Origin of the sequence: Rickettsia peacockii str. Rustic (genome assembly GCF_000021525.1) — a bacterium.
GTDB classification, from domain to species: domain Bacteria; phylum Pseudomonadota; class Alphaproteobacteria; order Rickettsiales; family Rickettsiaceae; genus Rickettsia; species Rickettsia rickettsii.
This window is the reverse complement of record NC_012730.1, coordinates 708070-734711: the sequence shown is the minus strand read 5'-3', so window position 1 is coordinate 734711 and position 26642 is coordinate 708070. Positions and strand designations below refer to the sequence as shown.

Genomic DNA, 26642 nt, shown 5'->3' with positions numbered 1-26642 from the left:
ATTATTTATTTAACATCTTTGCAGCTGTATCATCTTCTAACCACTGACCGGTATTTAAAAACGTAGATTGCTGCAACTCAGCGATTTGATGATCAGGTGACCCCGGTAACATTTGCCACCCCAAATATTCAATTCCATAATATCCTATATCAACCATACTTAAATAAGAGTCCATATTTTCTAAATCTTTTTTATTATTTGCAAAAATTACTATTTTTTTAGGTTGTTTCGGTATAATTTTTAAGAACTCTATAAGAGCTTTTACTCTATTTATATTACCGGTAAATATTATACCTAAATAAAAAATAGGGGCTTCAGCATCGCTTGGATTAAATCTAAATACATCTTTATCATTAACTTTATTAGTAAAATTAATATTGAGTCCGTAAAGTAAGGTATATAACCATCCTTCATAATTTTCAATTAAATTACATGGGGCCGTTATTTCCTGAAGACCTAAAACCGTTGCACCTTGCTGTTTCATCTTATTAATTAAATCTACCCATTTAGATTCAACAAGCATCATCTGACGCTGCACTATCAATTTTGCAATAGTTTTATTAACTGATGCGTTATCCGCTGCAAGACTATATAAATATTTAGTAAAATTTATATAAGAATTATCCTGATATCGAAATAATTTGGATTTCGGTGTTATGATAGTATTATCTATATTTATAAGTACCAGCGTATCTGCATCTATCTTCGGTAATAAGTTTTTCATTGTTACTGAATCTACGGAGTAAGTAGGAATAATTTGACCGTAGCCCGCATACGAAATAACTAAGCAAAGTAAACTCAATAAAACTTTATTTATTCGTGTCATAAGGATTTTTACCTTTTGCATTATTATTCTTTAAAGGTGGATTATTTCTTTTTAACTTATTTATTTGAGATATTAAATCATTAATCAGTTTAGTATAATATGCAACATCTTTATTTTTCGGAGTATTTTTATTATTATAATGATAACCAATAAATAATATATTAGCACTATAACTACTAAGTTGCAATTCCATTGAGCTTAGTAATTCTATGCTACTACTAATCATTATAAAGCATTTCGGTATAAAATTCATTTGAATAAGGAAATTGAGCATCATTTCCGCTTCCGATATATTATTACTCGTCAATATACCCTTATAAAATACCGGATAAGTATTAGCAAAACTGTCTAAATTATTAAAAATAATATAATTATTGTTTGGAAAACTATTTGAAAAATCAATATCGAAATTTTTCTTTAAATAATCGGCAAACCATATCTCAAATTTAGGAATATTATTAAAATTACCGGTAAACCCATCATTTACTGCTATTATGGGGATTTTACTATTACTCATTTTATTTACAAAATTTGGAAAATCAGATTCTTGTAATTCTTTCTTATAACTATCATTAGTTAAAACCAATTGCTTTATATAAATAGCTTTTGAATTTTTATTAATATTAAGTAAAAGAGGAGTTAGTGTAAGATAAATGTCTTTATCAAGCTGTGTAACGATAGGCACTAAAGACTTAAACAAAAAATCATCTAGAACCGTTACTACTAATAAATCCTGAGGTACATAATTTTTATTATAATTTTCTTTAAAATCTTGTTTTATTTTATTTAAACTATCCACTTCTATAATTTCTGCACGAGCTATAGAAGCAATAAATAATATTAGAATAAATATATATTTTTTAAACATTTATGATTTCCATTTTTTTAAAGGCAGCATATCACCCTGTGATTTTCTATGTCATTCCTGCGAAAGCGGGAATCCAGAAAAAATAACCTTAATAATTGGTACATGTTTGACAAAATAAACATATAAAAGCTTGTTTTTTTATATGTTTTCCTAGATTCCCGCTTTCGCAGGAATGACATATATTAGTGTTATCACATCATACTGCTAATATCAATCCATATTAAATTATAATATGGTAAATATGTTTGGAAGTTTTTTTAGTTCGCTTGGCGGTACTGTTGGAAATGCATTTGGCGGCGGCATATTTTCAAGCGTGGGAAGATTTGTCGGCAAAATGCTTGGTGAGTATTTAGATCAACTAAATCACGAACCGATAGAATATGACAATATTAAAAATTTCAAAGAAAGTTTTAAATATGTAACAGCTAATTACGGCAAACCTATACCGCTAATTTTCGGTACTGCAAGAGTTAACAGACAAATAATTTCAAATCAAAATAAGCAACTAAATTGTTATGTTCTATAACCAGTTCCGTAACAAGAGCCGGTAGTAAGTCAATCTCTTTAGGGTACGAGTCTAGAGCTGATACAATATAACTATTACCGAATAATAATTTGCTTGCAATTAGCTCACTAACAAAATCCGCTCCGGCTTTTTTGGGATTCGGTTTTTTTAGTAAATAATGCACCGGATAGTCTAAATATTACTTCTCCGGTTTTACTTTTAAGCACTTTCCACGGAACATGTCCTGCCGATTGTGCAATTAAATTAATACATCTATATACTATAACATTTTCTCGATAAGCTTCTATGTCGACTCTGATTAAATTACCATATGCAATGTCGTTTAGTTCAATAAAATTTTGTGATTTGGTAGTACTATTCTTCCAAAACTTTTTCCAATAATTTTTTATCATATATCCTAATATATTTATTGTTTTCAGGATTATATAATGATTTGGGAGGTAGACTAAGAGAGCTTAATAAGATGTTAATGTTCGTTAATGTAATTAAAATTATTTCTTTACAAATAGAAAGATATACTATTTATTATAAAACATATTACCATGAAATATAGCAACTTGATAGGATATAAAACATGTCTTTACCATCTGAATATTATTCACAATGACCCATAACAGCTTTGAATAAGCTAATAAAAAAATTTTATAAAAACTAAAAAATATGACGAAATAAAATCAATTTTAGCATCTAAGAACAGCTATAATTTGTTAGGGTTACATCATGCCATTACGTCATTTGATCTAGAAGCATATACACTTATTATTTCTTATGCTAACCCTAGCCACTTTACTGCTGCTGAATACTATAGATATATACATAACATCGATGATACATCTATGCTTGATGTAGCAGCATTTATAAATTTTGATACTATACAATATAGAGATACAAAAAGCAGCATGTTGCAAGAGTTGATTAAGTTTAAGAAGAGAACGATTGAGTAGCACAATAACAATGCAATTAGTGAATTTAAAATAGAAGGATTTGAATTAAAAAATTAGCTAGTTATTTAAGTTTTCAAGAGTTTAAAAGCTTTATTGAAGATAATAAAATTGAGATCAATATTGAAGAACTTAATATTGCAAAATTTAAAATAGAAAAATTATCACCGATTGCATATAGCGAAAACTCTGATCTTACTATTTTAATGACAAGGACTTACAATGTAAGCGATTTAAATGACAATATAATTCTTCATAACTATACAAAGCTTTTGCAATAGGGGCCTACAAATAAGTTATTAGCCTATAATAGCAGCGGTTAATATTAAAGTGCAAGATAGCCTAAAAATAATATTTGATAATAAATCATTTTCTCATTACGATTGAGACAATAACCTAATATGTATAGGCGCAGAAAAATTAAATTTAGAATCAATAATAGCACATGAATTTGGACATTATGCAATAGAGAAAATTTTGTACAATGCAAGTATCCCACGAAATAATAGTTTTCAAATTTTGAAAACAGATTTCGTAAAAAATGTACCATATCAAAATGATGATAAAATATTTTTGCCTAAAAATTTTGACAGCTTAAAGCGCTTAATTAATAGTTCATATGAATATAGTAGAGCGGCAAAACCAATACTTGATTTAACGGCACATTTAATATTAACACCAGAGGAAAAAAATGAAATTAGTAGTAAATATAACGATAGTAAAGAATTGATTAAATATTTAAAAAACGAGACTATATTACCTATATTTTACTTTAATAATTATAGACCGGAACAGATACAAGAGAATTAGAGGAAGTTATAAAAACTAATTCTCATACCCATATTATGTGACCAATTTAATTATTAATTTACTAAAATTACCTTGTGTAAAAGAACAGGATTATTATGAATTATTTGCAACTGATCAAAAAGTTCAATTGAAATGTATATTAACCAAGATTCTACCGCAAATAATAAAAGATAAAGATCTTACTAGCGAGCAAGTTTACTACTTAGAAAGAATTGGAAATCTTATACACAGAGAATCAGATGATAGCGCTGCAGAGTTCATAGTTAGGTATCTAGAAATTAGTATAGATAATTTATTGCATCCTATCGAAGATTCACTTATTATTAATGCAATGCAACTGCTGGTAGATTTTTGGGCGGAACACATAGTTCCTAAAATGGAATCTACTATTATAGGATGTACAAAGGAATATAATTGTGACACATTTGATGGAGCGTAATTAATTTAGCTATTGTTGTGTGGCGCTTTTTATGTCATACCTACGCAAGCAGGAATCCAGTACTTTAAAGCTTTTTAAAGATTTTACTTTAAAAGTGAAACAATATAATAAAAAAATCTTTGCAATCAAGATTTTTTTAGCCTGTATCCCTGCTTTCGCAGGTATGACATCACTGGCTTTTCGAAAACTATCCGGCACTATAACAAAAAAACCCTAATCACTAAAATTATACCTAATATTTTTTCTAGCAGAACTTATATCTTTTAAACGTTCACAAACCTTTTCAAAGACTTGTTTAGGCAAGATATTTGAAGCATTAATTTGTAAAAATTTATCGTCTTTTAATTTAATCGAAAAAGAAGGCTCTTGAAATTCTGGCCCATCAATTTCTCTAGCAATTTTTATATAATAACCGATTATATGACTGTTGTAATAATCACTTTTACTAATCATTTTCTTAGCTATTTTATTAATCTGCATGTCAGTTTTAGCAGTATAAGTAACCGTAAGGGCAATACCTAGCATAAGACGCTGTCTATGACTAAAAGGAATGTCTGAAGATAATATAAATTCCGAAACAAAATTTGCTCTAAGCGTTTTATCAATATTTTTATTATATTGTGCTAGCATTATAGCGAGTTCAATAATAATAAGAGTCGTGGCATCGGCATTAATTAAAAGATATTGTACTGCTTCAATATATTTTTCAATTTTACATATATTTCTATCAAATTTTACTAATCTCTTCACCCTCTCATAAATAATATCTTTTTCTGTTTCATGAGACGGCAACGAGTCAAATCTTACTCCTTCTTTTAAACCGTAATTTGAGATAATAATTTTTTCCGGTGAAAATACCTTAATCATTGCTTTTATTACTAAAACTGCATTATAATTTATGACTTTCTGCTCGTAATAACTCAGTTTTAATTTATCGATTTGCGATAATTTCTCTAAATATAACTCAAACTCTACACGATTTATTTCAAAATTATGTAAATTTTTAAGGGGATAATTTATAGACTCCATGTATATACGGCTCATTAGACGTAATGCACCGCCAATTAAATATAAATTAGGATAATGTGCAGCTCCAAATTCTTCCTCTAGCATTTTAGTAATCAGCCCGACATCACCAAAATTGCTACTAACAATAATTTTTGTACCAAGCGGCAATGATTTTAATTTACCGACTTTTTTATTTCCAATCTGTGCAAGCTCAAGACTTCCACCTCCAAGATCAGCTACAATACCGAAAGCATCACTAATACCGGAAATTAATCCGGCAGCAGTTAAATAAGCTTCACGTTCACCTGAGATAATTTCAATATCAATATTGAATCTCTTTTTAATTATAGCTTTGAATTCATCTGCTTTAGGATGCCCCCTAAGTATAGCTGTTGCAACACATCTAATATTAGTAACAGACAGTTTGGTAAAAATATGAATAAGATATTGTAGAGATAAATATGTTTGATGTTTTACGTCTAAATTATCTAAATTAAGTAAATTTGTAAGATAATTTCTAAATTTATAATTAAAAATTTCCGGCGCTCCAAGCTCATCACTTTCATAAACTACAGCTCTTAAAGCATTTGAACCGATATCAATAATAGCTGAACGCATTTTACTCATTATTTTCCGGAACAGTTATTGTTTTGGTCTCTTCCGAAGCCTCATTATTATTTGCCCTAGGGTCAAAAGGTACTTGAGTAGGTACAAAAGTCGGCGGTAATAATCTACTAGTAAAAAACTTATCTTCATAATACTTAATTTTACGCGATTTTATAGGCGGAAAGGATTCTATTAAAACAATTTGCTCATCTCTCGGTAGCTGTATTACTTCTTGAGGTAAAAGTAAAGCTCTTTGAACCTGAGAAACGTTTTGGGTTCTAGTAGCAATATTAAGATCAAAAAATAAAGGTTTACTAAATGATCTTTGTTCTACCGTCTTATTACCGACAAGCTGCGATATTAAATTTGCCGTTTCATAGTTATTAGCGGCAAAAGTAATACGATATGTTGCATTAGATAAGAAAGAATTCATCCCGGCATCTTCATATGTTCCTTTTAACTGCTGTGTATCTTGGATAATTAAAAATAAACGAACTCTATAACCTCTAAAATAAGCTATACCGGCTTTAAAAGTATCCATCTTCCCGAGCGTTGGGAACTCGTCAAGTAAGAACATTACTCCATACGGCTCTTCCTTTAAATCCGGCATTTTGCGGCTTAAAAATTCTGTCGCCTGCTGATAAAACACCTGCATTAATTTTTGTAAACGCTGTATATTATCGGGTGTTAACCCTACATATACGGTTGTTTTGACTTTTTTAAATTCTTGTATATTGAAATCAGAAGATGCTGTAGCTGAATCAATAAGTGGATTTGCCCATAATTCAAGCGATGAGTTCATTGTAGATATTACGCCGGAACGCTCTTTATCGGCTTTTTGCAAAAATGCAGCAATATTCATATATGCAACAGGATGTATTACACCACCAAGCGTATCGAGTACGACCGCTAGATTATAAACTACGTCGTCACTCCTCATAGTACGCACTACTTCACCGAAAGATTTAGTTTTAGTAGGATCGGCTATTAAATATAGAGTTACGCCTAAAAATAAGCTTCGTGCCTCATTATTCCAAAAATCCTTTTCCGGCATTATAAGATTTGAAATTTTTTGAACGTCATCAACCATTTGCCCAGGCTTAGTACTAACCCAATCAATCGGATTATAACAATGAGTAACACCATCAGGATTAGAAGGCTCCCATACAAAAACTTTCTGCCCTTGCTTCTCACGCCAACCACTTGTCAACCCGTGATTTTCAAGCTTTATGTCATGCACTACTACCGAATCACTCCAAAATAACAAGTTAGGTATCACAAACCCTACACCTTTACCTGAACCGGTAGGAGCAAATAATAAAGCATGCTGGAACCCGTCTGCAACAAAATATCCACCGGCATCAACACCGATCAGCATACCTTTCTTAGATCTAAGACCTGCAGCCTCTATATCTGACGGATTAGCCCAGCTTGCATCTCCATATACTTTTTCATCTTGTTTGAAAAATTGTAATGATTTTATTCTTTCAAAATTTTTAATGTAAAATATTATAACAATAATAGCCGGACTGAGAAGAGAGGCAAGTAGCTTCAATTTTAAATAATTATAGTCGGCAATTTTTAACTGCCCCCAAACGTTAATAAGCCAATAAGCCCACTTATAAGCAATATTTATAGCATTTATATTTACACCTAAAGCTCCAACCTCATTAGTAAAAATTGCAACAAATGCACCGCTTATCCAAATGGTACAAAAAATAACAACCGGATGAATTATAGCATGACCGAATATATTTCTAGTAACTTTAAGTATCTTATGCCATTCCATGAATTGATATTCCTAGTTTATGCTTATATATTAGTTTTTGCGTGGAGTAATTTTTACGTCATTGCGCGCAACTAAAAGGAGCGTGGCAATCTCAGGATTGTGGCCTGAGATTGTGCTTAGTCAATTACTTCATAATTTCCTCGCAATGACGTTTTTAAACCATCCCCTCAGCGTTCTTGTTCTTCTTATAATATACTTCCGAAACATATCTTTTCCCGCCGCTACCGCGTTTTAACTGCACAACGATATCTACAACGGTTAAAATATACTTCTTTACTTCTTCAGGCGGCATACCAAGATCTGCTTGCATAACCATAAGCTTTAACTGCTCAATAGCCATAGCGGGACTATCAGCATGCAGTGTTGATATTGAACCGGGATGACCTGTATTAATAGCACGCAAAAAACTAAAAGCTTCCTTACCTCGAAGCTCACCTACTATAATCCTATCTGGTCTTAAACGCAAACAGGCCTCTATTAAATCTTGAGTAGTAACATTTGCACGCCCCTGTCCTCCTTTGGAAGCCAGTAAATGCACTCTGTTAGGATGGTGTGATAGCACAACCTCACGAGCATCTTCTACAGTAATTAATCTTTCTATTGCAGGTATTTCAGTGAGTGCCGCATTAGTAAAAGTAGTTTTACCGGTTGAAGTACCGCCGCTAATTATGATATTTTGCTTTGAAACAACTGCATGTCTAATAAATTCTTTAATCTTTTTTTCAGCTAAGAAATTATTTAAAATTACTGCATCTTCATCTACTAAACTCTCTGTTGCAGTATCATCAAATGCCCCCATTTTAGCATATTCATCTAAAGTTAGATTCATACCGCTAGGCTTTCTTATAGCATAAATGATTTGTCCTATCTCACAAGCAGGAGGAAATACTATTTGAATACGGTAGCCATTCGGCAAAGTTGCCGAAAGAAGCGGTTTTTCTTCTGAAATCATCTGTTCGGTAGATTGAGCGACTAAACTCCCTAATGCAAGTAGATGTTCGCTATCCAGTTTCGGTATTTGCTTAGAATATATATCACCTTTTTTTTCAACCCATACTTCTCCGGGCTTATTAACCATAATTTCGTTAATACCGTCTTCAGCAAATAAATTTTTAAAAGGCAGTAAAAACGTCTCTAAGGCTGCAAATTCTTCACTCATTTCATTACCTTCGATTTTAATAAAACGGCTTTTGGGAATTTATAATCCTTATTAACGTATATTCTAACCGGCGTACCTTGATTAACCGTTGTCGTCGGCTTAAACTGCTGCTGAGTTATCATATTTTTTATAACATTCGTTACATCCGTAAAAGCTTGAGTAGAAGCTTGTTGTGCTTGCGTCGGAGTTGATGCTATAGAGGTAGTAGTAAGCAAACTTGAAGCTGCCGTATTAACTGCCTGTACTAAGGTTTGAAGTCTCTGCTCAGCAGTATTCGCTGAAGAAGCAGTTTGTGCGGTTGTACATGCTTGAGTCATAGTAGTATAAGCAGTCGAAGTTTTATCGGTAATAGCAGCAAGTATATTAGTACAAATTGTAACTATCCTAGTATTTGCATCCATAGCGGCATTAGACGCAATAGTTTGAGCAGTATTTAACAATTGTTTTGCCGTAGCACTATTGGTAGCCGCTGCCTGAGAAGCTATAGGAGGCGGCACTAACTTATCAAGGACTTTAGCAAGCCCTATATTAAAGCCGGATTGTAATACGGCATTTGCAAATTGTTCTTTATATTTATTATCAACTCTTCCTTGTAATCCCGGTCTACCTAAATTATCAACTGCAGGTGAGTCGAATTCTATAGTATAACCGCTCGTTAAATCGATTCTATCCCATATTATAGAAACTCTACCATAACTATCGGACGAAGTTGAGGTTGCATATTTACCGAATATTTTTGACCCTTTCGGTATCAATATCACTTTATCTTTCTCAGAAAATACGTCTCTACTAATAATGGCTCTTATTTCACCGCCGAGATCACTATTTATTGCCGTCTCAAGGACTGCATCAATTAATTTACCGCGTCCGAGAACCAAAGACATATCACCGCGATCTTTAAAGGTCGTTTCTGCCGTAATCTGTTCCGGTGTTTTTTTAGGCTCTACACCACCAATTAACACTATAGCTGATTTTCTTTTTGCTTCACGACGTTGCTTCTCTGCATCGCTCTCAACTAACGTTCCTGAAGTCGAAGGCAACGAAACCGGTGGCAATGGAAGCGTTTTGTCTTTATTCTCTTCTACAGGAGTAGTAGGAGGTAAGACCGGTGGAACTTTTACTACCGGAGGGGGAGGCGGTGGAGGAGCGGTAGGCGTCTCAAGCTTAGGCGGATCAGGTAACTTTGGAATCTCCGGAATATTATCATCAACCTCCGTAACAGGTTTTACAATATTACTCGGTATCTGAGTCTCCGGTATTTCTTCTTTTTCAGTACCGAAAAAAAGAGTATAAAAAATATATATAAAAATACCACAAATTACGACTACTATCGCAATACTCTTATTAAAGCTAACCGAAACTTTTGATAATTCTCTTTGTACTTCAGGAGAATCTGCTCCTGATAAAGCACCGGTATTATGATTGTTATTTTGCTCTTCAGCCATATCTAAATTATATTAGTTAAAGTGTTTTTATTGTCATTGTTGCGTGGATCGATTTTTCCGTCATTGTGAGGAAACCTCAGAGCAATTGTACGTCCGCAATCTCAGGAGTTTGTATTATTTCATAAGATTGCCACGCAGCCTACGGCTGCTCGCAATGACATATCTACGCAGAAATGACATCGATTAAAATCTTGCCATGTAATTACTATTTTTCTTAGGGTAGTAAAATTTAATTACATATACTAAATCCCTTTCGTTACCCATCATAAGTTCCGTAGAAGCGATATCAAATTCATATATTCTTTTATTAGTTATAATAGTCATATTTGTACGAATATCTTTTTCAAGAGGCTTAATAAATAATCTATTTGCCAAAGGAGTTATTTTCCAAGCATAAGCATCCCCAAGAATTATATTTTGGACTTCTTCGTTTTTAGCAAATTCTATATGCGATTGAAAGCCAAAATGCAAAACTAATAAATAAACTTCATTTGGATTATATATATAAGTTTTTATCCTATTATCTTTAGTTATAGATAAATCATCTACATAATTATTACTACTATTACATGGATCATCTACAAGTGGACATTCTCGTTGTACTGTAAAACCGCTTAATAATATAAAAACTAAAAAATAAAATCTAACTATTGTCATCGTCTACCCTATATCCGTTCACTTGAAACCCTACCGGATTTACATCAAGTTCTGAATCTGTTAATTGCATAGGCACATAAGCATAACTTACTACCGCTATTTTATTATAAACTAATTGGTTTCCTGATGTCTCATTTACGGAAAATCTAACTATATATTTATCTGCTGCGATTTTTGACCATGATTTGATTACTAAAAATGTATTATTCTCTTCTTTATATTTTAAAGTAGGATCAAAATCTTTATTTCTTATATAGCCAAGATAATTGTAATACACACTGCTTGTTGAAAATAATCTTATTGTCGTACGAGCTATCGTCGCAAAATCAACCGGATTATATGTTTCCCGTGCCGTTATGTATTTCTTTATAAAATACCTTGTAAGAGACTCATCCGCCGTTAACACTGGTGATGAAATAGGTTCTACCACTGAGGCACGTCCGGTATTACTATTAAGCTGAATAACAAAAGGCTCAAACTGTTTAGATTTCACTACAAAGGCTATTACTAAAGTTGCTATAACCATAAAAATGGTTAGTAGTATTATTAATATGATAAGTAAGTTACGTTGAACAAGTAACTTATCAGATCGCTCTTCATACCAATTCTGAGTAATTTTTAAAGGATTAGCCGATTTAATACTTTCTTGCGTTTGTGTATCTCCTGAACCGCTTTGCGAGTTATTACTTGATTTAAAGAAGCCAAATATATTATTCATATCAAAGGTATTTTTCTTATTACATTGTTATTGTGTAAAACTATTACTTTTATACTATATTTACTGAATTAACAGGTCTTCTTATACAAGGATTTACGCTTACACTCAAACCATCATCTATATCAGCAGAAACGCACGGGCTTTTAATTTCATAAGGAGCTGAAGGGGTACATGACAACAATTGAGCAAGCATAATTAATACTAATAGAAGCTTTAATGATTTTAACATTCTAATTATACATTATTAAATTATCTTGTTACTATTTTAAAATTACCTTACTATACAATAGTTCACAAGCATTTTTTAAAAAAATCTATTTATAAATATAAAAAAATATTAAAAAGATTGTAAACTATTATACTCTGAAGTAAAGAAAGAGTAGTTATACGAAGTTCAGCTTATGAGAAGAGCGTATACTTAATACGTGGCTACCTGCGGACTTATAAAGACATTGTCGCCAATTTTTCAAGTGGGATGAGTATAACATAATCACTACCATCAATAATTGTTATTGTATAATTTTAATTTATAATTTATTTATTTTAATTTTAAAGTTAAACAATATTTGGTATTGTAGCAACAATATAAACTTATTTTATAGCTTAAATAACATTAAATTAAATCATAATCATATTATAATAATTATGATAGAGTGTTAAAACAGAATAAAATTAGATATTAATCTATTAATTATGGACCCATTAACCAACGCAATACAAGAATATATAAAATCCGGCGAATATTTTATTGATGCAAGAAAATGGTATAATTTTAAGTATATCTTACCGTTAAGTCATAGAAGTCTTCTGCTTCTAATATGCACGATTTTTACCTTATTATTAACCTTAATTTGTATAAATATCAACATATTGCTACCTATAAACAAAAAAGTAAATTATTTAATAAAAGATGATGCCGAAAAACAAGCTGCCGTTACTAATACTAAACATTCAACATTAGTAAAGCCTTATACCTCTATTGCAAATATTATGCTTCAGAATTATGTAAACCAACGAGAAGAATACAATTACGATATATTAAAAGAACAATTTACCTTTATCAAAAATGCTTCTACGAGTATTGTTTATATGCAATTTGCTAATTTTATGAATATTGATAACCCATTATCACCGGTCATAAGATATCAAAAACTATATAGACGCTCAATTAATATATTATCAATTAACAATATAAACGATAACGAGGCAGTTGTTACTTTTGAATCATTGGCAAAAAATAGTACGGATGCAATTTTAGAAAATATGGTATGGGAAGCAAGAATCGGATTTATAATGGATTCTATCAGTACAAATACATCACCTGATATGCCGTTCAATTTTACCGTTACTAGTTACAAGCTAAAGTTATTAAGGAATAAAAATCAGAAATAATATGAAGCAACTAATAATATTTTGTACTTTTATAATACTTACATTAGATGTATTTGCTCTTACTATATCACGACCTCTAGGTCGAGACCCACGTCTAAGAGTTATGACTTATAACCCTGACGATGTTTTCAAATTCACAGGATATTACGGCTATCAAGCAAGTATAGAACTAGCAAGAGACGAGGAAATAGTAAGTATTTCTATGGGAGATACTACTTCATGGCAAATAGTACCTGCCGGTCATAGGATTTTTATTAAACCGATGGAACCGGATGCTACTACTAATATGACTTTAATTACTAATAAACGGACGTACTTCTTTGAACTATATGCTGCCGAAACTCTTGATATGCGTGATCCTGAAATGGTCTTTAACGTAAAGTTTCTTTATCCGGATGACGAAAATGACAATATGAGCGGTCATATGCAAACTTTTTCTGCTGCCCTAGCAAGTCTCGACCTGACTCATCCTGAAAAATATAATTTTAATTACTATATTAGCGGCAGCGAAGAAATAGCTCCTATTAAAATTTTTGATGACGGCGAGTTTACTTATCTGCAATTTAGAGATAAAAACGCTGAAATTTCCGGTATTTTTGCTGTAGATGATTCACTTCGAGAATCTTTAGTAAATTATCGCCTTGCTCAAGATAATCCTAATATGGTGATCCTTGAACAGGTTTTTCCTAAGCTCGCTATACGTAAGGGCAAAAAAGTCACATGCGTATTTAATCAGTCTTTCAAAGCGTATTAATGTCTACCAACGTCATTGCGGCAATGACGATGAAACTGATTCACGTAACAATACTTTTCTTACAATAACAATATAATTATGCATAATTTAATATATTTCTTTGCCTTGATCTTACTAACTAGCGGCTTATTTATAATGCTTACAAGTCGTAATTATATTCATAAAATTATCGGGCTTGGAATCTTTCAAAGTTCGGTGTTAGTATTTTATTTAAGTATCGGAAAAATTAAAACAGGCGGTGTACCTATTTTCCAAGAGGGCATCACTACTTACACTAGCCCTTTGCCTCATGTATTAATGCTAACTGCTATAGTAGTTGGGTTTGCTACTCTTAGCGTAGCTTTAAGTTTAATATATCAAATTTATAAACATTTTGGTACAATATCAGAAAATGAAATTAATTTTGATAAATGATTCTAGCTAACCATGTCCCTATCATACAAATATTATTCCCTTTATTTGGGGCTTTACTCTCAATAATATCTTTTCGCTTTATTACCTTTGCACGAATAATTACTACGATTTGTATTTTATCTAGCCTTTTGGTCAGTGTTTATGGATATAGCATTATACAAAATACGGAGCTATCTTACACCATGGGAGGATGGACTTCAAAAATAGGAATAGAATATCGGCTAAATGCACTAAACCAAGCTATTATTATTTATCTTAACTTGGTTTTATTATTCTTTTTAGTTTTTTGTCATAAGATTACTAATCAAACTATCTTAAAATATATAAACAATAATAGAAAATCTTTATTTTACGGTATATTATTATTCGCTCATACGGGCTATTTAGGGATGATGGCTACTCACGATTTTTTTAATCTATATATATTTATAGAGATTTCGGCACTTAGTAGCTATGTCCTGATAGCCTCAGGTAATAATCCAAAATCTTTAATCGGAGCTTTTGATTATTTGATAATAGGTAGTATTGGTGCAACTCTTATTCTTATATCTATAGGATTTTTGCTAAGCATTACGGGTAGTTTGAATATGGCAGAAATTGCAGCGTATTTACAAGAACATACTAATTCCCGTATAATCACTATAGCTATCGATTTTTTCTTAATAGGTGCTATTTTAAAAACAGCTTTTTTCCCTATGCATTTTTGGATGATGAGAGCTTATAATAACACGGCTTCAGTTATTTTAGTATATTTAGCAGGGATTTCTACTATAATAGGAATATATATAATATATAAATTTACTTATATTATTATAGGCTATGAGACAATTAAAACGGCTATTACAAATTTTATAAAACCTATCGCTTTAGCTACTCTTATTATAGCCCCATATTTTGCTTACCAAACAAAAGATTTCAAGAATATTATAATTTATTCATGTTGCACTCAAATAGGTTACGTATTTTTATTATACGTAACCGAAAACGGTATAATAGTTTTACCAAGTTTATTACTTGCGGATAGTATAAATAAAATAGCTCTTTTCTTGATAGATGCTTATAATGGAAGCTATAAAAGAGAGCCTAACAAAGTTTTAATAATAATTGCTATTATGTGCAGCTGTGGCTTACCTATCAGTCCATTATTTTTTATCAAAGTAAATATTCTTGAATTATTATTAACACAAAATCTACTATTAGATTTTATTATAATTTTACTTAGCTCCGTAGGATCGTTATTTTACCATTATAAAATGGTACTATTGTCATTCCCGCGAAAGCGGGAATCCAGTAATTAAAAAATATAAACACAGTAAGTTTTTAAAACTAAAAGCACGATTTATCTCGCTTTTTCTGGATTCCCCCACTTTTAGCTAGGCATGACATAGAAAGCCATACAGGTAATGCTCTAACCATACTATCAAAAAAGTATAACAGCTTATCATGATTACACAATTTACTACTCCGAGTCTTTTGATTCTATCAACTTTGCTAGTTGGTGCATTAAACTTAACTAGCCCGTATGCCACTCAAAAAGATAGCTTTATACGTAATTTTTTACTTATTACTATCGCTCTTTTTTTCTTCGGTAATATTTTAATTATAGACTGGTTGTTTTTAAAAGGTATTAGAGCAGGATTTGAATTTAATATATGCGGTAATTACTCTATAGGATTCCATCTTGAACCTTTAGGGCTGATTTTCTTAAGTTTAATAGGCTTTTTATGGATTTGTGCTTTACTTTACACTCCTAAATATCTTGCTATTAATAATATAGACTATTCTGCTAGATTCTTATTTTTCTTTAACTTCACTATTCTAATAGGTGTTTTAATTGCTTTATCTAGCAACTTATTCACGATGTTTATTTGCTATGAGCTTTTAACTATTTCTACAGCTTTTTTAATAGGACATACCAAAAATAATATAGTACTTAGCGGGTTATATAAATATCTAAAAATTCTGATGATTTCTGCCACAATATTATTTTTACCGGCAGTGATAATTATTTATACTAAAACCGGTAACGGAGATTTTGCAAGTGGGAGTTTAGTAGAAAATTATTTTTCCAAAAACCAGTCAATTATTTTATTATTAATGTTTATTTGCGGTATTGCTAAAACTGCAATTTTTCCGGTGCATTCATGGCTTCCTGCTGCAATGGTTGCACATTACCCCATTAGTAGTTTGCTGCATGCCGTAATAGTGGTTAAAACCGGATTATTTTGTATTTACAAAATCCTATTATATATATTCGGTTTATCGTATTTACAAATGATATTTGCCGAGTTTAACTGGTTAATTTTTATACCGATAGTAAGCATATTGTATAGCTCAATCAAAGCCCTAGACACGGATAATATCAAAAAAATACTCGCCTACTCCACTATGAACCAATTAAGCCTTGCATTGCTTAGTGCTTTCATGTTAACACCTAAGGCACTTGGAGCCGCAATACTCCATTTAGTTTCACATTCTTTTACAAAAATCTGCTTATTTTATAGTATGGGAAGTATTTACAGTTTAAAGAAAGCCGATCAAGTACAGAATTTACATGGTACATCCAAAGAATTTCCTTTAATTTCTTTTATTATATCTATCTCTTCATTATCATTAATCGGTATACCTGTCTTTAGCGGATTTATTAGCAAATTCTCAATATTACTTGCCGCAAGCGAACAGAATCAAATCATTGTTATGATTGTCGTAATAGCTAGTAGTATATTCTCAAGCCTTTACCTGCTCAAAATATTAAGCTCTATTTATAAACCTTCTTTAGTAGAATCTAACGTAACAAAACCACTTCCCTACTCTATGCAAATTAGTATAATAATGTGCTGCTGTGCCGTAACTCTTTTCTATTTTATTCAAATCTTAATCAGAGAATTTTTAGCTTATATTACATAAACATATTTACATAATCTACACATAATCATATAATATTTATACCTTTGATACTTCAAAAGTTGGAAGTCAAATAAGCAGTGCACCTACACAGCGTACAATAGTGAGCACAGGCGAATCCCGAAATTTGACGTACCAAATCTTGAAGTATCAAAGGTATAAATATGGTAATTATTTTTGAGGATAAATATGGCACAAATTATTAGAGCAACAGAATTTGTACGATCTTTTTCAGATATTATGAATAGAGTTTACTATAAAGGCGAAAGCTTTGACGTTCAAAAAGGTAATCATATCGTAGCAAGGATTACGCCTGCAGAAATCAAGCCTTCTGTAGCAGTAAGAGACTTAGAGGAAGCTTTTAAAAATGGTCCACATCTTGATCCTGAAGATGCTGATCAATTCATGAAAAATCGCGAAGAAATAAGACACAATACTAAACAAGATATTAAAAAATTGGTTGAAAGATGGGATTAATTATTGATACTGCTATAATCATAGCTTTAGAAAGAGAAAAGGTAAGTACTAAGCAATGGTCACATTACGGTCAGACTTATATTAGCCCTATTGTGTTAACTGAACTATTAATAGGAGTAGATAGAGTCAAGAATGAGAATAAACGTATAAAATGTTTAGCTTTTATAGAATACGTAAAAAGTCTGTTTACTATATTACCTTTCGGTATTGAAGAAGTATATACATATGCACGTATTACTCATGATTTATACACACAACGTATAACTATAGGAACTCATGATATGCTTATTGCAGCAACGGCTATTACAAAAGGTTTTCTGATATTAACTCTAAATGTAAAAGACTTTAAAAGAATCCAGGGACTAGAGGTTTTAACAGTTTCTTCTAAGGATTAAAATGTTTATTCAAAATACCAAGTGTACATTTCCGCTTACTAATTTTGAGCTTATGTTTGATTTTCACCCACAAAATCAGCTAATAGCTCTAGCATTTCTAATTGTTACTGCTATCTTAAATCTTTATACAATTTCCCAAAATAGAAAATTAGAATGCTTAATCGGTAGTTTATACTGTTTATCCTCTATTATATGCGTATTTGCAGCTGATTTTATTTCCATGATAATCTCGCTTGAATTCATGACGATTTTTGCCTGCATAATTATTTTTTGTGACCAATTAAAGATAAAACCGGCACGTCAATATTTCCTCACTCATTTATTCAGCAGCGGGCTAATCTTAATCGGTACGACTCTTCTAATCCAAACAACAAGTAATACGACTTTTACTTCTTTAACGGAATCAGTAAATAATTTTGAGTTACCAGCAATATTCATACTTGCAGGTTGTTTAATTAATGCCTCGGCTATTTTTGTAAACGGCTGGGTGGTTCATTGCTATCCTATAGCTTCAAGTAGCGGTATTGTATATTTAATTAGTTTTACTACTAAAGTTATTTTAATTATCATTTTAAAATTATTTAGCGGTCTTGAGATATTAAAGTTTTTTGGGATATCAATGATCATTTACGGATTAGTATTGTCTCTAATTGAAAAAAAACTTAAACGATTAATATGTTATCTTACCGTATCACAGCTTGGTTTTATATTAACGGCTATTAGCATAAACTCTCCAAATATAGCTTATCTTATTACAAGCTTTATATTCATACATATATTATATAACGGATTATTTGCTTTATATTTCGCTTATATAGAAGATGAGTATGATATTAAAAATTACCAAGATCTTCAGAATACTCAAATTAATTTTATTTTATTAAGCGGATTTGTTATTAGTATATTAATCTATACATCTATACTGCCTATTAGTTCTTCTTATATTAAAGATGAAATAGCTAATATTTTAAACGAGAATAGTGTAATGCTATTTTCCAAGATAGCGACTTGTACCGTATTATTTGGGTTGTTGATGGAGAGTTCTACGTCATTCCCATCTCTCTTTATGTCATTCCTGCGAAAGCAGGAATCCAGTAAAAACCTTAAAAATAAAAGCTTTATAATATTTCTGGATTCCCGCTTTCGCGGGGATTACATAAGAACTATAACCTACCTCTCTTTCTGCATCATAACTTTATGCATATGTTTATTCTACCCTATTCAAATATCACATACTGCTAACTTTAAGCTAGTGATCCTTGCAATCTCACTGTTATTGGCTTTAATATTTAGAAAAATACCACGCATTTCGACAGAAAACATAAACCTTGACCTATACCAATATATTGAAAAATTTATATATTTCAGTATCGATAAATATAAAGAAACGGCAGACAATAACGAAGATGCGGCAGAATATCTTAATTTTAAGGTTATTTGGGATAATATTTTAAGTAAAATATCTGCTTGGCATAATCAGCAAACTGCTATATTGATTGTATTATTCCTATTAATTAGTTTGATTTTAACACTACAATAATTCGATGTCATTGTTGTATAGATACCAAAATCGTCATTGCGAGCAGAAACTGTAAGTTTCAACGAAGCAATCTAGTAAACAATTCTGATTACAGAATTTTTTTATTATTTTACTAGATTGCCGCGTCGCCTACGGCTCCTCGCAATGACGACTTTAGGCATAACAACACAAAAAAATAAAAAACATGAAACCACCAATAACAGACAAACAAAATTACAGCTTTGAAGTTCACGAAGCAACAATAAACGATGATTATCACTGGCTGCGTGATCCTAAGTGGCCAAATGTAGAAGACTCTAAAATTTTAGATTATTTAAAAGCTGAGAATCAATATACCGAAAATTTCTTTGCCGATCTGCAAAATGATAAGGAAAAGATTTTTGAAGAATTAAAAGGACGGGTTAAATTAGACGATGAATCGGTTTATGTTAAGAACAAAGATTATTACTATTATCATAGAGTAGAGGAGAATAAAAATTATCCGATATATTGCAGAAAGCATAATAATATGGATTCAGCAGAAGAAGTAATATTAGATGTCAACCTTCTTGCTCCAAATAGCAGTTTTACTGATGTTGCTACAGTTGCAATGTCACCTGATCACAATTTAATGGCTTATAGTGTTAGTTTTACAGGTAATGAACAATACAATATCAAAATATACAACCTTAAAGAACAAAAATACTTACCTGATGAATTAGGCAATGTACAGCTAAATCTCGATCGCTTCAGACAAGATGAATTTCAGGACAAGCCTGCGGAACGTACAAATGTACGTGAGCCTAGGCGAATGCCGCAAAATTCGCTTGTATCAAGCGATCGAGATTTAGCTGTAGCTCCTACTATAATTTGGCATGAACACTTAAACTGCTTTTTCTATATTACTATTAATGAGAATCAACGCTGGGATAAGGTAATGTTTCACCGTCTAGGTGAAGAGGTCACTCAGGATAAATTAATATTCGAGGTAAAAAACCCTCTTCATTTTATCAGCTGCAAGAAATCAGCAAGTCATGAATATATTTTTATAAATTCAGGCGATCATAATGAAAATGAAATTTACGTAATTTCTATGCAGGATGATAGTTTTACGCCTAAATTAGTACGAGCTGCAGAAAACAAAATATTCACTGCCGGTAAATAATTTTGAAAATACTAGCTGGGATGATTGGGATGATGTTTATATTAAGGAAGAACAAGACAAATATTTAAAAAGCTTTAATGTTACAAATAATTATTTAATCTTAAACTATCGTGACCAAGGTTTACCGCTAATTAAAATAAAGCGATTTAAAGATTTACAAGAAAATACAATTCATTTTCCCGACGAAAGTTTCCAAGCAAGTAGTTTTTCTACAAACTTTGAGGAAGACGATATCAGAATAGATTATTCTTCTCTAGCAAGACCCAATACCACTTATAGCTACGATTTTAATAGCGATAAATTAACGATATTAAAGAGCCACGAAATACCTTCAGGCTTTAACCCGGAGGAGTATAAAGTAGAGAGAATATTTGCAGATAATGAAGATGTAAAAGTACCTATAACCTTGTTTTATAAAAAATCTTTATTTAAAAAAGACGGTTCAAATCCTTTATATCTAATGGGTTACGGTGCTTATGGCATCGCTATGCCCGTCAATTTTAGAAATACAGCAGTGACACTTGCCGATCGCGGTTTTATTTACGCAGTTGCTCATATTAGAGGTGGCGATGATCTAGGTCATGATTGGTATGAAGCTGCTAAGTTTTTAACCAAAAAAAGAACATTTGAAGACTTCATAGCCTGTAGTAGAGCTTTAATTAACGAGCAATATACAAGTAACAACAATATAGTAATAATGGGCGGTAGTGCCGGCGGTATGTTAATCGGTTACATACTCAACGAAAAACCGGAAATCTATAGAGCAGCAATCGCGCATGTACCGTTTGTTGATGTTTTGAGTACCATGCTTGACGAAAGCTTACCGTTAACTCTCTTGGAATATAATGAGTGGGGTAATCCGAAAGAGAAAGAATATTTTGAATATATTAAATCATATTCCCCTTATGATAACGTAAAAGCACAAAACTACCCTGCTCTATTCGTTACTTGCGGTATATCCGACCCACGTGTAGGTTACTGGGAACCTGCTAAATGGGTAGCAAAATTACGAGCACTAAAAATGGACAATAATCCCTTATTATTAAAAACAAATATGGATACGGGACATAAAGGTTCTGCCGGTCGTTTTGATTATCTGAAAGAGATAGCTGACGAATTAGTATTTATTTTTAAGGTGTTTGATGTTGAGGTTTAGTTGTAATAGTTGAGATTATATCTTACATTTAGTAAAATAAATTAATTATTAAATGGAGATGAAAAATGAACTTAAATCAAAAAATAATAAAGCCAAAAATAGGGTTACTAGAACTAGCTAAGAGTCTTGGTAGCATATCATCAGCATGTAAAGCGATGGGCTATAGTAGAGATAGTTATTACAGATTTAAAGCACTGTATGAAACTGGTGGCGAAGAGGCATTATATGAAATTAGTCGAAGAAAGCCAATAATAGCGAATAGAGTTGATCCAGCGATAGAGAAAGCAGTAATGGATATGGCAATAGAATATCCAGCATATGGTCAGCTAAGAGTATCAAATGAGCTTAAGAAGAGCGGTATACTTGTATCGCCTGGAGGAGTGCGATCAATTTGGTTACGTAATGATTTAAACAATATCAGTAAAAGGCTTAAAGCATTAGAAGCAAAGATGGCTCAGGATGGTATTGTTCTTACTGAATCTCAATTACAAGTGCTAGAGGAGCGTCGTAATGAAAGAGAAGCTCATGGAGAAACTGAGACGCAGCATCCAGGTTATCTAGGATGTCAGGATACGTATTATGTAGGTAATTTCAAAGGTATAGGTAAGGTTTATTCTCAGGTATTTATTGATAGCTATACTAGGGTAGCTGATGCTAAACTATATACTGATAAAACAGCTTTAACTGCTGCTGATATGCTTAATGACCGCGTGTTACCATGGTACGAGACCCAAGGGATACCAATACTTCGTATTCTTACAGATCGTGGGTCAGAATATAAGGGGAATATAGAGCATCATGCTTTTGAGTTGTTTCTAAGTATCGAAGGTATAGAGCATACTACAACTAAGGCATATTCTCCCCAAACAAATGGTATGTGTGAGCGTTTTAATAAAACCATGAAACAAGAATTCTTTGATACAGCTATGCGGAAAAAGATTTATACAGATCTTGATGATTTACAATTAGATCTTGATATTTGGTTAGAGCATTTCAATAATGAGCGACCACATTCAGGAAAATATTGTTATGGAAAAACTCCTATGCAAACTTTTAAGGATAGTAAAAAATTAGCTGTTGAAAAGAATAATGAAATCTTGTATCTTGAATACGTCTCTGACAGTCAAAATGTAACTGACAATCAGGTGCAAAATTTATAGTGTCTGTAAGATCAAATCTTGACTTCTACAGTTTAGTTAGCAGATTTGTGGCTGGAATCCTGTTATGTCATTCCTGCTTTTGCAGGAATGACATACAACACCTCTACTGAATACAAAAACAATGCATAAAAATTATCTAGAACGATTACAAAAATTACCGATTACTTTAATTTTACTAATTAGCTTAATTTGCTGTATTGGTTTCATTGTGCTTTATTCTGCAGCAAATAGTAATTTGCAGCCCTGGGCTTACAAACAAATTATAAATTTTTGTATATTCTTGCCTCTAGCTATTATTATAGTATTAATTGATTTACGCATAATATTTAGGTTATCGTATATCTTTTATTTGTGCGTACTCGCTTTACTAGTAGCCGTGGAGCTTTTCGGCTCAACTGCCATGGGCGGTAAAAGATGGATTGATATCGGTATAGTTAAGCTTCAACCTTCCGAACCGATAAAAATCGCCGTTGTACTAATGCTTGCTAGATATTTCCATTCACTAACAATTGATGATCTTACAAAATTTCATAAAGTTATTATACCGATTATAGGAGTTTTAATACCGGCTTTTCTAATAATTAGAGAACCAGATTTAGGTACGGGAATGATTGTTTTAATTGTTTCGGCAATTATATTTTTTACGGCAGGTCTTAGAATAAAATATTTTATAATACTAGGTCTTGCTGCTCTTATTAGCCTACCTATTGCTTGGAATATGATGTATGATTATCAAAAAAAACGGGTAATGGTTTTTTTAGATCCCGAACATGATCCGCTCGGTGCTAGTTATAATATTATTCAGTCTAAAATCGCTATAGGTTCAGGTAGCCTATTTGGACGCGGTTTAAATCAAGGTAGCCAAAGCCATTTGGATTTTCTTCCCGAACATCAAACTGACTTTATCTTTGCTACCTTCGCTGAAGAGTTCGGCTTTATAGGAGGAATGTTTTTACTAATATTATATTTTGCACTTATAACTATTTCTTTATTAATTGCCGCAAATTGCCGAGAGATTTTTAGTAAATTAATGGTAATAGGTATTACTTCAATCTTATTTATTCACGTATTTATTAATATAGCTATGGTTATGGGCTTGCTTCCCGTAGTAGGCGTACCGCTACCGTTTATTTCTTACGGCGGAACAATGATCGCATCCATGCTAATCGGCTTTGGGCTTGTGATGAATGCTCAGGTACACAGACATACCGCTTTAAACTAGTGCAATTATATTGACAAAATGGATAACATAGGATAACATAAATTAATAATAAGTTGCACTTCACTTTCTGATTTTCGTATAAAGCGCAATTTCCTATTGACTTTTATATAAAACAGTATAGATTTCTTTACAATTTAATTTTTTATAAAGAATTTATGTTCGGCTATGAGAAAGCACAAACAAGTTTAAATAGAGAACCAAAACAAGCATGAGATATTTTGTCTATTGGCACTTTTCTTGAATATTTTGATTTATATTTATATGTACATATGGCAACAGTGCTTCTCAACACGCTTTTCCTCAAGCTGATCCTCAGACTGCTCTAATCTATGAAGCAGCTGCATTATGTTCAACATATGTATTTAGACCGATAGGAGCATTAATCTTTGGTTGGCTTGGTGATAATATAGGAAGAAAATCAACTATAATAATAACTACTTTGCTTATGACTATAGCTTGTTTTATTATGGAATCTTCAGCTTATGATGAAATAGGAATTGTAGCTACATGGGTTATGATAGCATGCCGTATGGCACAAGGCATGTCCTCAATGGGGAAAGTAATAGGAGCAGATGTATATTTAACTGAATTTATTAAACCACCTGTACAATATCCAACTGTAGCAACTTTAGATAGTTTTTGTATATTAGGTGGTTTTGGAGCATTATGCTTAGCTTCTTTAGTTACTTCATTTGGTTTTAGTTGGCGTATAGCTTTTTTAATCGGTGCTGGAATCACTATAGTAGGAGTCATCGGGAGAACTTCGCTTAGAGAGACACCGGAGTTTGTGGATGCTAAACAATATTTAAGAAAAACTTTAGAACAAGCTAATATTGATCCTAAGAAGATAAAAGTAATATTAAAACTATTATAGCGTTTTTTTATTAGATTGTACAGGTCCTGTAGCATTTTATGTATCATATATTTATTGTTAATATATTAAAAATACTGTTAATTATAGCCCTGCAGAAATTATTCATCAAAATTTATCTGTAGCACAGTTTAATTAATTGTTGTTTTATTTCATGTGCCTCTATATACACAGCAATTTTTACAACACTAATTAAACTTTCCTCATTTTTTCAGGTGATTTAGCACCTCAAGTTTGTAAATTATACATTCTGTCAAAGAACTTTATTAATATTGTATCATATCTTTTTTGTCTAACTAGCAAATTCAGACCTTTCTCACTACTTATTTTTCCGTAAGGTTTTATTCTAGTTAAACCCTCTACGTGCTTTGCTACTTCCGGTCCAATAGTTATTACTTCTTCAGTCAGTGCTATATCTTCAATAGTATCATGCAGTAAAGCAGCTTGCAGCATAATAGCATTATAAAGCTTAGGAGCTTCTTCGGCTACAAACTCTGCGAGCATAATCGCTACTTCAATCGGGTGAGAATAATAAGGATCGCCTAATTGACGTATTTGTAAGTCGTGATACTTGCGAGCGTAGTAGATACCTTTTGTAACTTCTTCTATATCAACAGGATTTTTTACTTTAGCATTTAAATATTCGATGTTGTCTAATAGTTTTTTAGCGTAAACGCAAGTTTCAAACTTTTCTTTCCAAGAGCTTAAATCTTCCATAAAAGTCATTTCTTGTTTTTATTAATAATAGTTGATTACAATTAAAAATCGTAATAATAAATGGCTTTTTAATCCTAAAGAAGCATAATAATTTTAACCTTTTGGTATTTAAGCAACTTCATTATGTTTTATTAGTGCTGTTATTGCTTATCCCGTATAAAGCTTATCTGCCAAAAACTTTCTTCTTTATATTATCTTCTTCTAAAAAATATATCACTTTTTTCATTCAATATATCATCACGGTTTGTATATAAAGATTCAATAAATAAAATAGAGTCCTTTAAAGCTAGTTGCACAGCTATATTATCCTGATCATGTCTTTCTATAGCTTTAGAAAAGCCCAAATTCTTTAACTACATTACCTAATTCTTTTATATTAGCTCGAAATCTAGTAGAATCAGAATGTGATGTAGGTGTTTTTGAGAGATTTATTATTTCGTTTCTACGTTCTTGTGTTTTAATAATAACTATTTTCTTTAAGTTATCGTCTAAATCTTCCATTCCAATTTTATTGCAAATAATATCGTTTATACTAATTACTTTATTTCCATGCTTTCTCTCATGCCTTGCTGCTACTATACTGCAAGCCAAATCTGTTAATATCTCTATTAAGAAACTTTGCGTTATTAAATCTATACCTTTTACTAAAATTTTTATTATACCCTCTTGCTCATTAAAATGCATTACAGTAATCGTATAATAAT

Annotated in this window: 28 protein-coding genes and 2 pseudogenes; 18 read left to right on the top strand and 12 right to left on the bottom strand. The window is 31.7% G+C overall.

Annotated elements, in window-relative coordinates:
• Position 1 precedes the first annotated feature (1 nt).
• On the bottom strand, positions 2-847 hold the full coding sequence (locus RPR_RS04350; protein ID WP_010977053.1) for a DUF2608 domain-containing protein: 846 nt from the start codon (positions 845-847) through the stop codon (positions 2-4).
• On the bottom strand, positions 810-1694 hold the full coding sequence (locus RPR_RS04345; protein WP_012736770.1) for a DUF2608 domain-containing protein: 885 nt from the start codon (positions 1692-1694) through the stop codon (positions 810-812). Before RPR_RS04345 ends, RPR_RS04350 begins: the two co-directional genes overlap by 38 nt.
• A gap of 241 nt (positions 1695-1935) precedes the next feature.
• On the opposite strand from RPR_RS04345, the gene RPR_RS04340 reads away from it, so the two are divergent.
• Complete coding sequence (locus RPR_RS04340; RefSeq protein ID WP_012736769.1) at positions 1936-2220, top strand: hypothetical protein; 285 nt, start codon at positions 1936-1938, stop codon at positions 2218-2220.
• 107 nt (positions 2221-2327) lie between these two features.
• Here RPR_RS04340 and RPR_RS04330 read toward each other — a convergent pair whose 3' ends face one another.
• The gene (locus tag RPR_RS04330) at positions 2328-2612 is read right to left on the bottom strand and encodes a hypothetical protein (RefSeq protein ID WP_085065689.1); all 285 of its coding nucleotides are present in this window, start codon (positions 2610-2612) and stop codon (positions 2328-2330) included.
• A gap of 312 nt (positions 2613-2924) precedes the next feature.
• Here RPR_RS04330 and RPR_RS04325 point away from each other — a divergent pair, with 312 nt between their 5' ends.
• From RPR_RS04325 to RPR_RS09735, 4 genes are all read left to right on the top strand, one after another.
• Entirely contained in the window at positions 2925-3164 is a 240-nt protein-coding gene (locus RPR_RS04325) for a hypothetical protein (protein WP_085065688.1), read from the top strand.
• A 516-nt stretch (positions 3165-3680) separates the two neighbouring features.
• A complete protein-coding gene (locus RPR_RS04320) occupies positions 3681-3971 on the top strand; it encodes a hypothetical protein (protein ID WP_085065687.1) in 291 nt (96 codons plus the stop codon).
• Between the two features lie 37 nt (positions 3972-4008).
• Positions 4009-4410 carry a hypothetical protein gene (locus tag RPR_RS04315; RefSeq protein WP_228368800.1) on the top strand — a complete coding sequence of 134 codons (402 nt, stop codon included), beginning with the start codon at positions 4009-4011 and terminating at the stop codon, positions 4408-4410.
• A gap of 31 nt (positions 4411-4441) precedes the next feature.
• Positions 4442-4627, top strand: coding sequence for a hypothetical protein (locus RPR_RS09735; protein WP_041472075.1), 186 nt, complete (start codon positions 4442-4444; stop codon positions 4625-4627).
• On the opposite strand, the gene RPR_RS04305 is transcribed toward RPR_RS09735, so the two are convergent.
• From RPR_RS04305 to RPR_RS04275, 7 genes are all read right to left on the bottom strand, one after another.
• Positions 4624-6036, bottom strand: a complete 1413-nt coding sequence (locus tag RPR_RS04305) for a Ppx/GppA phosphatase family protein (protein WP_014363081.1) — start codon at positions 6034-6036, stop codon at positions 4624-4626. The two genes, RPR_RS09735 and RPR_RS04305, sit on opposite strands and share 4 nt — an antisense overlap.
• Position 6037: 1 nt before the next feature.
• A complete protein-coding gene (locus RPR_RS04300) occupies positions 6038-7813 on the bottom strand; it encodes a type IV secretory system conjugative DNA transfer family protein (RefSeq protein WP_012736767.1) in 1776 nt (591 codons plus the stop codon).
• 154 nt (positions 7814-7967) lie between these two features.
• A complete protein-coding gene (gene virB11, locus RPR_RS04295) occupies positions 7968-8972 on the bottom strand; it encodes a P-type DNA transfer ATPase VirB11 (protein WP_012736766.1) in 1005 nt (334 codons plus the stop codon).
• Positions 8969-10417: a TrbI/VirB10 family protein gene (locus tag RPR_RS04290; RefSeq protein ID WP_012736765.1), complete on the bottom strand. Its 1449-nt coding sequence runs from the start codon at positions 10415-10417 to the stop codon at positions 8969-8971. Before RPR_RS04290 ends, virB11 begins: the two co-directional genes overlap by 4 nt.
• 183 nt (positions 10418-10600) lie before the next feature.
• On the bottom strand, positions 10601-11074 hold the full coding sequence (locus RPR_RS04285) for a TrbG/VirB9 family P-type conjugative transfer protein (protein ID WP_004996190.1): 474 nt from the start codon (positions 11072-11074) through the stop codon (positions 10601-10603).
• Entirely contained in the window at positions 11061-11792 is a 732-nt protein-coding gene (locus RPR_RS04280; RefSeq protein ID WP_012736764.1) for a virB8 family protein, read from the bottom strand. Before RPR_RS04280 ends, RPR_RS04285 begins: the two co-directional genes overlap by 14 nt.
• Before the next feature lie 49 nt (positions 11793-11841).
• Positions 11842-12021 carry a DUF2706 domain-containing protein gene (locus RPR_RS04275; protein WP_012736763.1) on the bottom strand — a complete coding sequence of 60 codons (180 nt, stop codon included), beginning with the start codon at positions 12019-12021 and terminating at the stop codon, positions 11842-11844.
• 464 nt (positions 12022-12485) lie between these two features.
• On the opposite strand from RPR_RS04275, the gene RPR_RS04270 reads away from it, so the two are divergent.
• From RPR_RS04270 to RPR_RS04215, 13 genes and pseudogenes are all read left to right on the top strand, one after another.
• Complete coding sequence (locus tag RPR_RS04270) at positions 12486-13184, top strand: virB8 family protein (RefSeq protein ID WP_012736762.1); 699 nt, start codon at positions 12486-12488, stop codon at positions 13182-13184.
• Between the two features lies 1 nt (position 13185).
• On the top strand, positions 13186-13938 hold the full coding sequence (gene virB9 / locus RPR_RS04265) for a P-type conjugative transfer protein VirB9 (protein WP_012736761.1): 753 nt from the start codon (positions 13186-13188) through the stop codon (positions 13936-13938).
• Between the two features lie 78 nt (positions 13939-14016).
• Entirely contained in the window at positions 14017-14352 is a 336-nt protein-coding gene (locus RPR_RS04260; protein ID WP_010977038.1) for a Na+/H+ antiporter subunit C, read from the top strand.
• Positions 14349-15650 carry a proton-conducting transporter membrane subunit gene (locus RPR_RS04255; RefSeq protein ID WP_085065686.1) on the top strand — a complete coding sequence of 434 codons (1302 nt, stop codon included), beginning with the start codon at positions 14349-14351 and terminating at the stop codon, positions 15648-15650. Before RPR_RS04260 ends, RPR_RS04255 begins: the two co-directional genes overlap by 4 nt.
• Before the next feature lie 145 nt (positions 15651-15795).
• Positions 15796-17259, top strand: a complete 1464-nt coding sequence (locus RPR_RS04250) for a proton-conducting transporter membrane subunit (protein WP_012736759.1) — start codon at positions 15796-15798, stop codon at positions 17257-17259.
• A gap of 37 nt (positions 17260-17296) precedes the next feature.
• Positions 17297-17415, top strand: a pseudogene (locus RPR_RS08160) (palindromic element RPE5 domain-containing protein); the annotation flags it as partial.
• A gap of 30 nt (positions 17416-17445) precedes the next feature.
• A complete protein-coding gene (gene vapB, locus RPR_RS04245; protein ID WP_012150592.1) occupies positions 17446-17733 on the top strand; it encodes a type II toxin-antitoxin system antitoxin VapB in 288 nt (95 codons plus the stop codon).
• Entirely contained in the window at positions 17724-18128 is a 405-nt protein-coding gene (gene vapC / locus RPR_RS04240) for a ribonuclease VapC (protein ID WP_012736758.1), read from the top strand. The genes vapB and vapC overlap by 10 nt, the downstream gene beginning before the upstream one ends.
• A 1-nt stretch (position 18129) precedes the next feature.
• Positions 18130-19668, top strand: a complete 1539-nt coding sequence (locus tag RPR_RS04235) for a proton-conducting transporter membrane subunit (protein ID WP_012736757.1) — start codon at positions 18130-18132, stop codon at positions 19666-19668.
• A 184-nt stretch (positions 19669-19852) separates the two neighbouring features.
• Positions 19853-21968 (top strand): annotated as a pseudogene (locus tag RPR_RS04230) (prolyl oligopeptidase family serine peptidase).
• Between the two features lie 65 nt (positions 21969-22033).
• The gene (locus tag RPR_RS04225; protein ID WP_012736375.1) at positions 22034-23128 is read left to right on the top strand and encodes an IS481-like element ISRpe1 family transposase; all 1095 of its coding nucleotides are present in this window, start codon (positions 22034-22036) and stop codon (positions 23126-23128) included.
• Between the two features lie 121 nt (positions 23129-23249).
• Entirely contained in the window at positions 23250-24350 is a 1101-nt protein-coding gene (gene rodA, locus RPR_RS04220; protein ID WP_012736756.1) for a rod shape-determining protein RodA, read from the top strand.
• A 253-nt stretch (positions 24351-24603) separates the two neighbouring features.
• Positions 24604-25224 carry an MFS transporter gene (locus RPR_RS04215; RefSeq protein WP_343230983.1) on the top strand — a complete coding sequence of 207 codons (621 nt, stop codon included), beginning with the start codon at positions 24604-24606 and terminating at the stop codon, positions 25222-25224.
• Between the two features lie 225 nt (positions 25225-25449).
• On the opposite strand, the gene RPR_RS04210 is transcribed toward RPR_RS04215, so the two are convergent.
• On the bottom strand, positions 25450-25938 hold the full coding sequence (locus RPR_RS04210; protein WP_012736755.1) for an HD domain-containing protein: 489 nt from the start codon (positions 25936-25938) through the stop codon (positions 25450-25452).
• Positions 25939-26268: 330 nt separating this feature from the next.
• Positions 26269-26622: a hypothetical protein gene (locus RPR_RS04205; RefSeq protein WP_228368799.1), complete on the bottom strand. Its 354-nt coding sequence runs from the start codon at positions 26620-26622 to the stop codon at positions 26269-26271.
• Between the last annotated feature and the right edge of the window lie 20 nt (positions 26623-26642).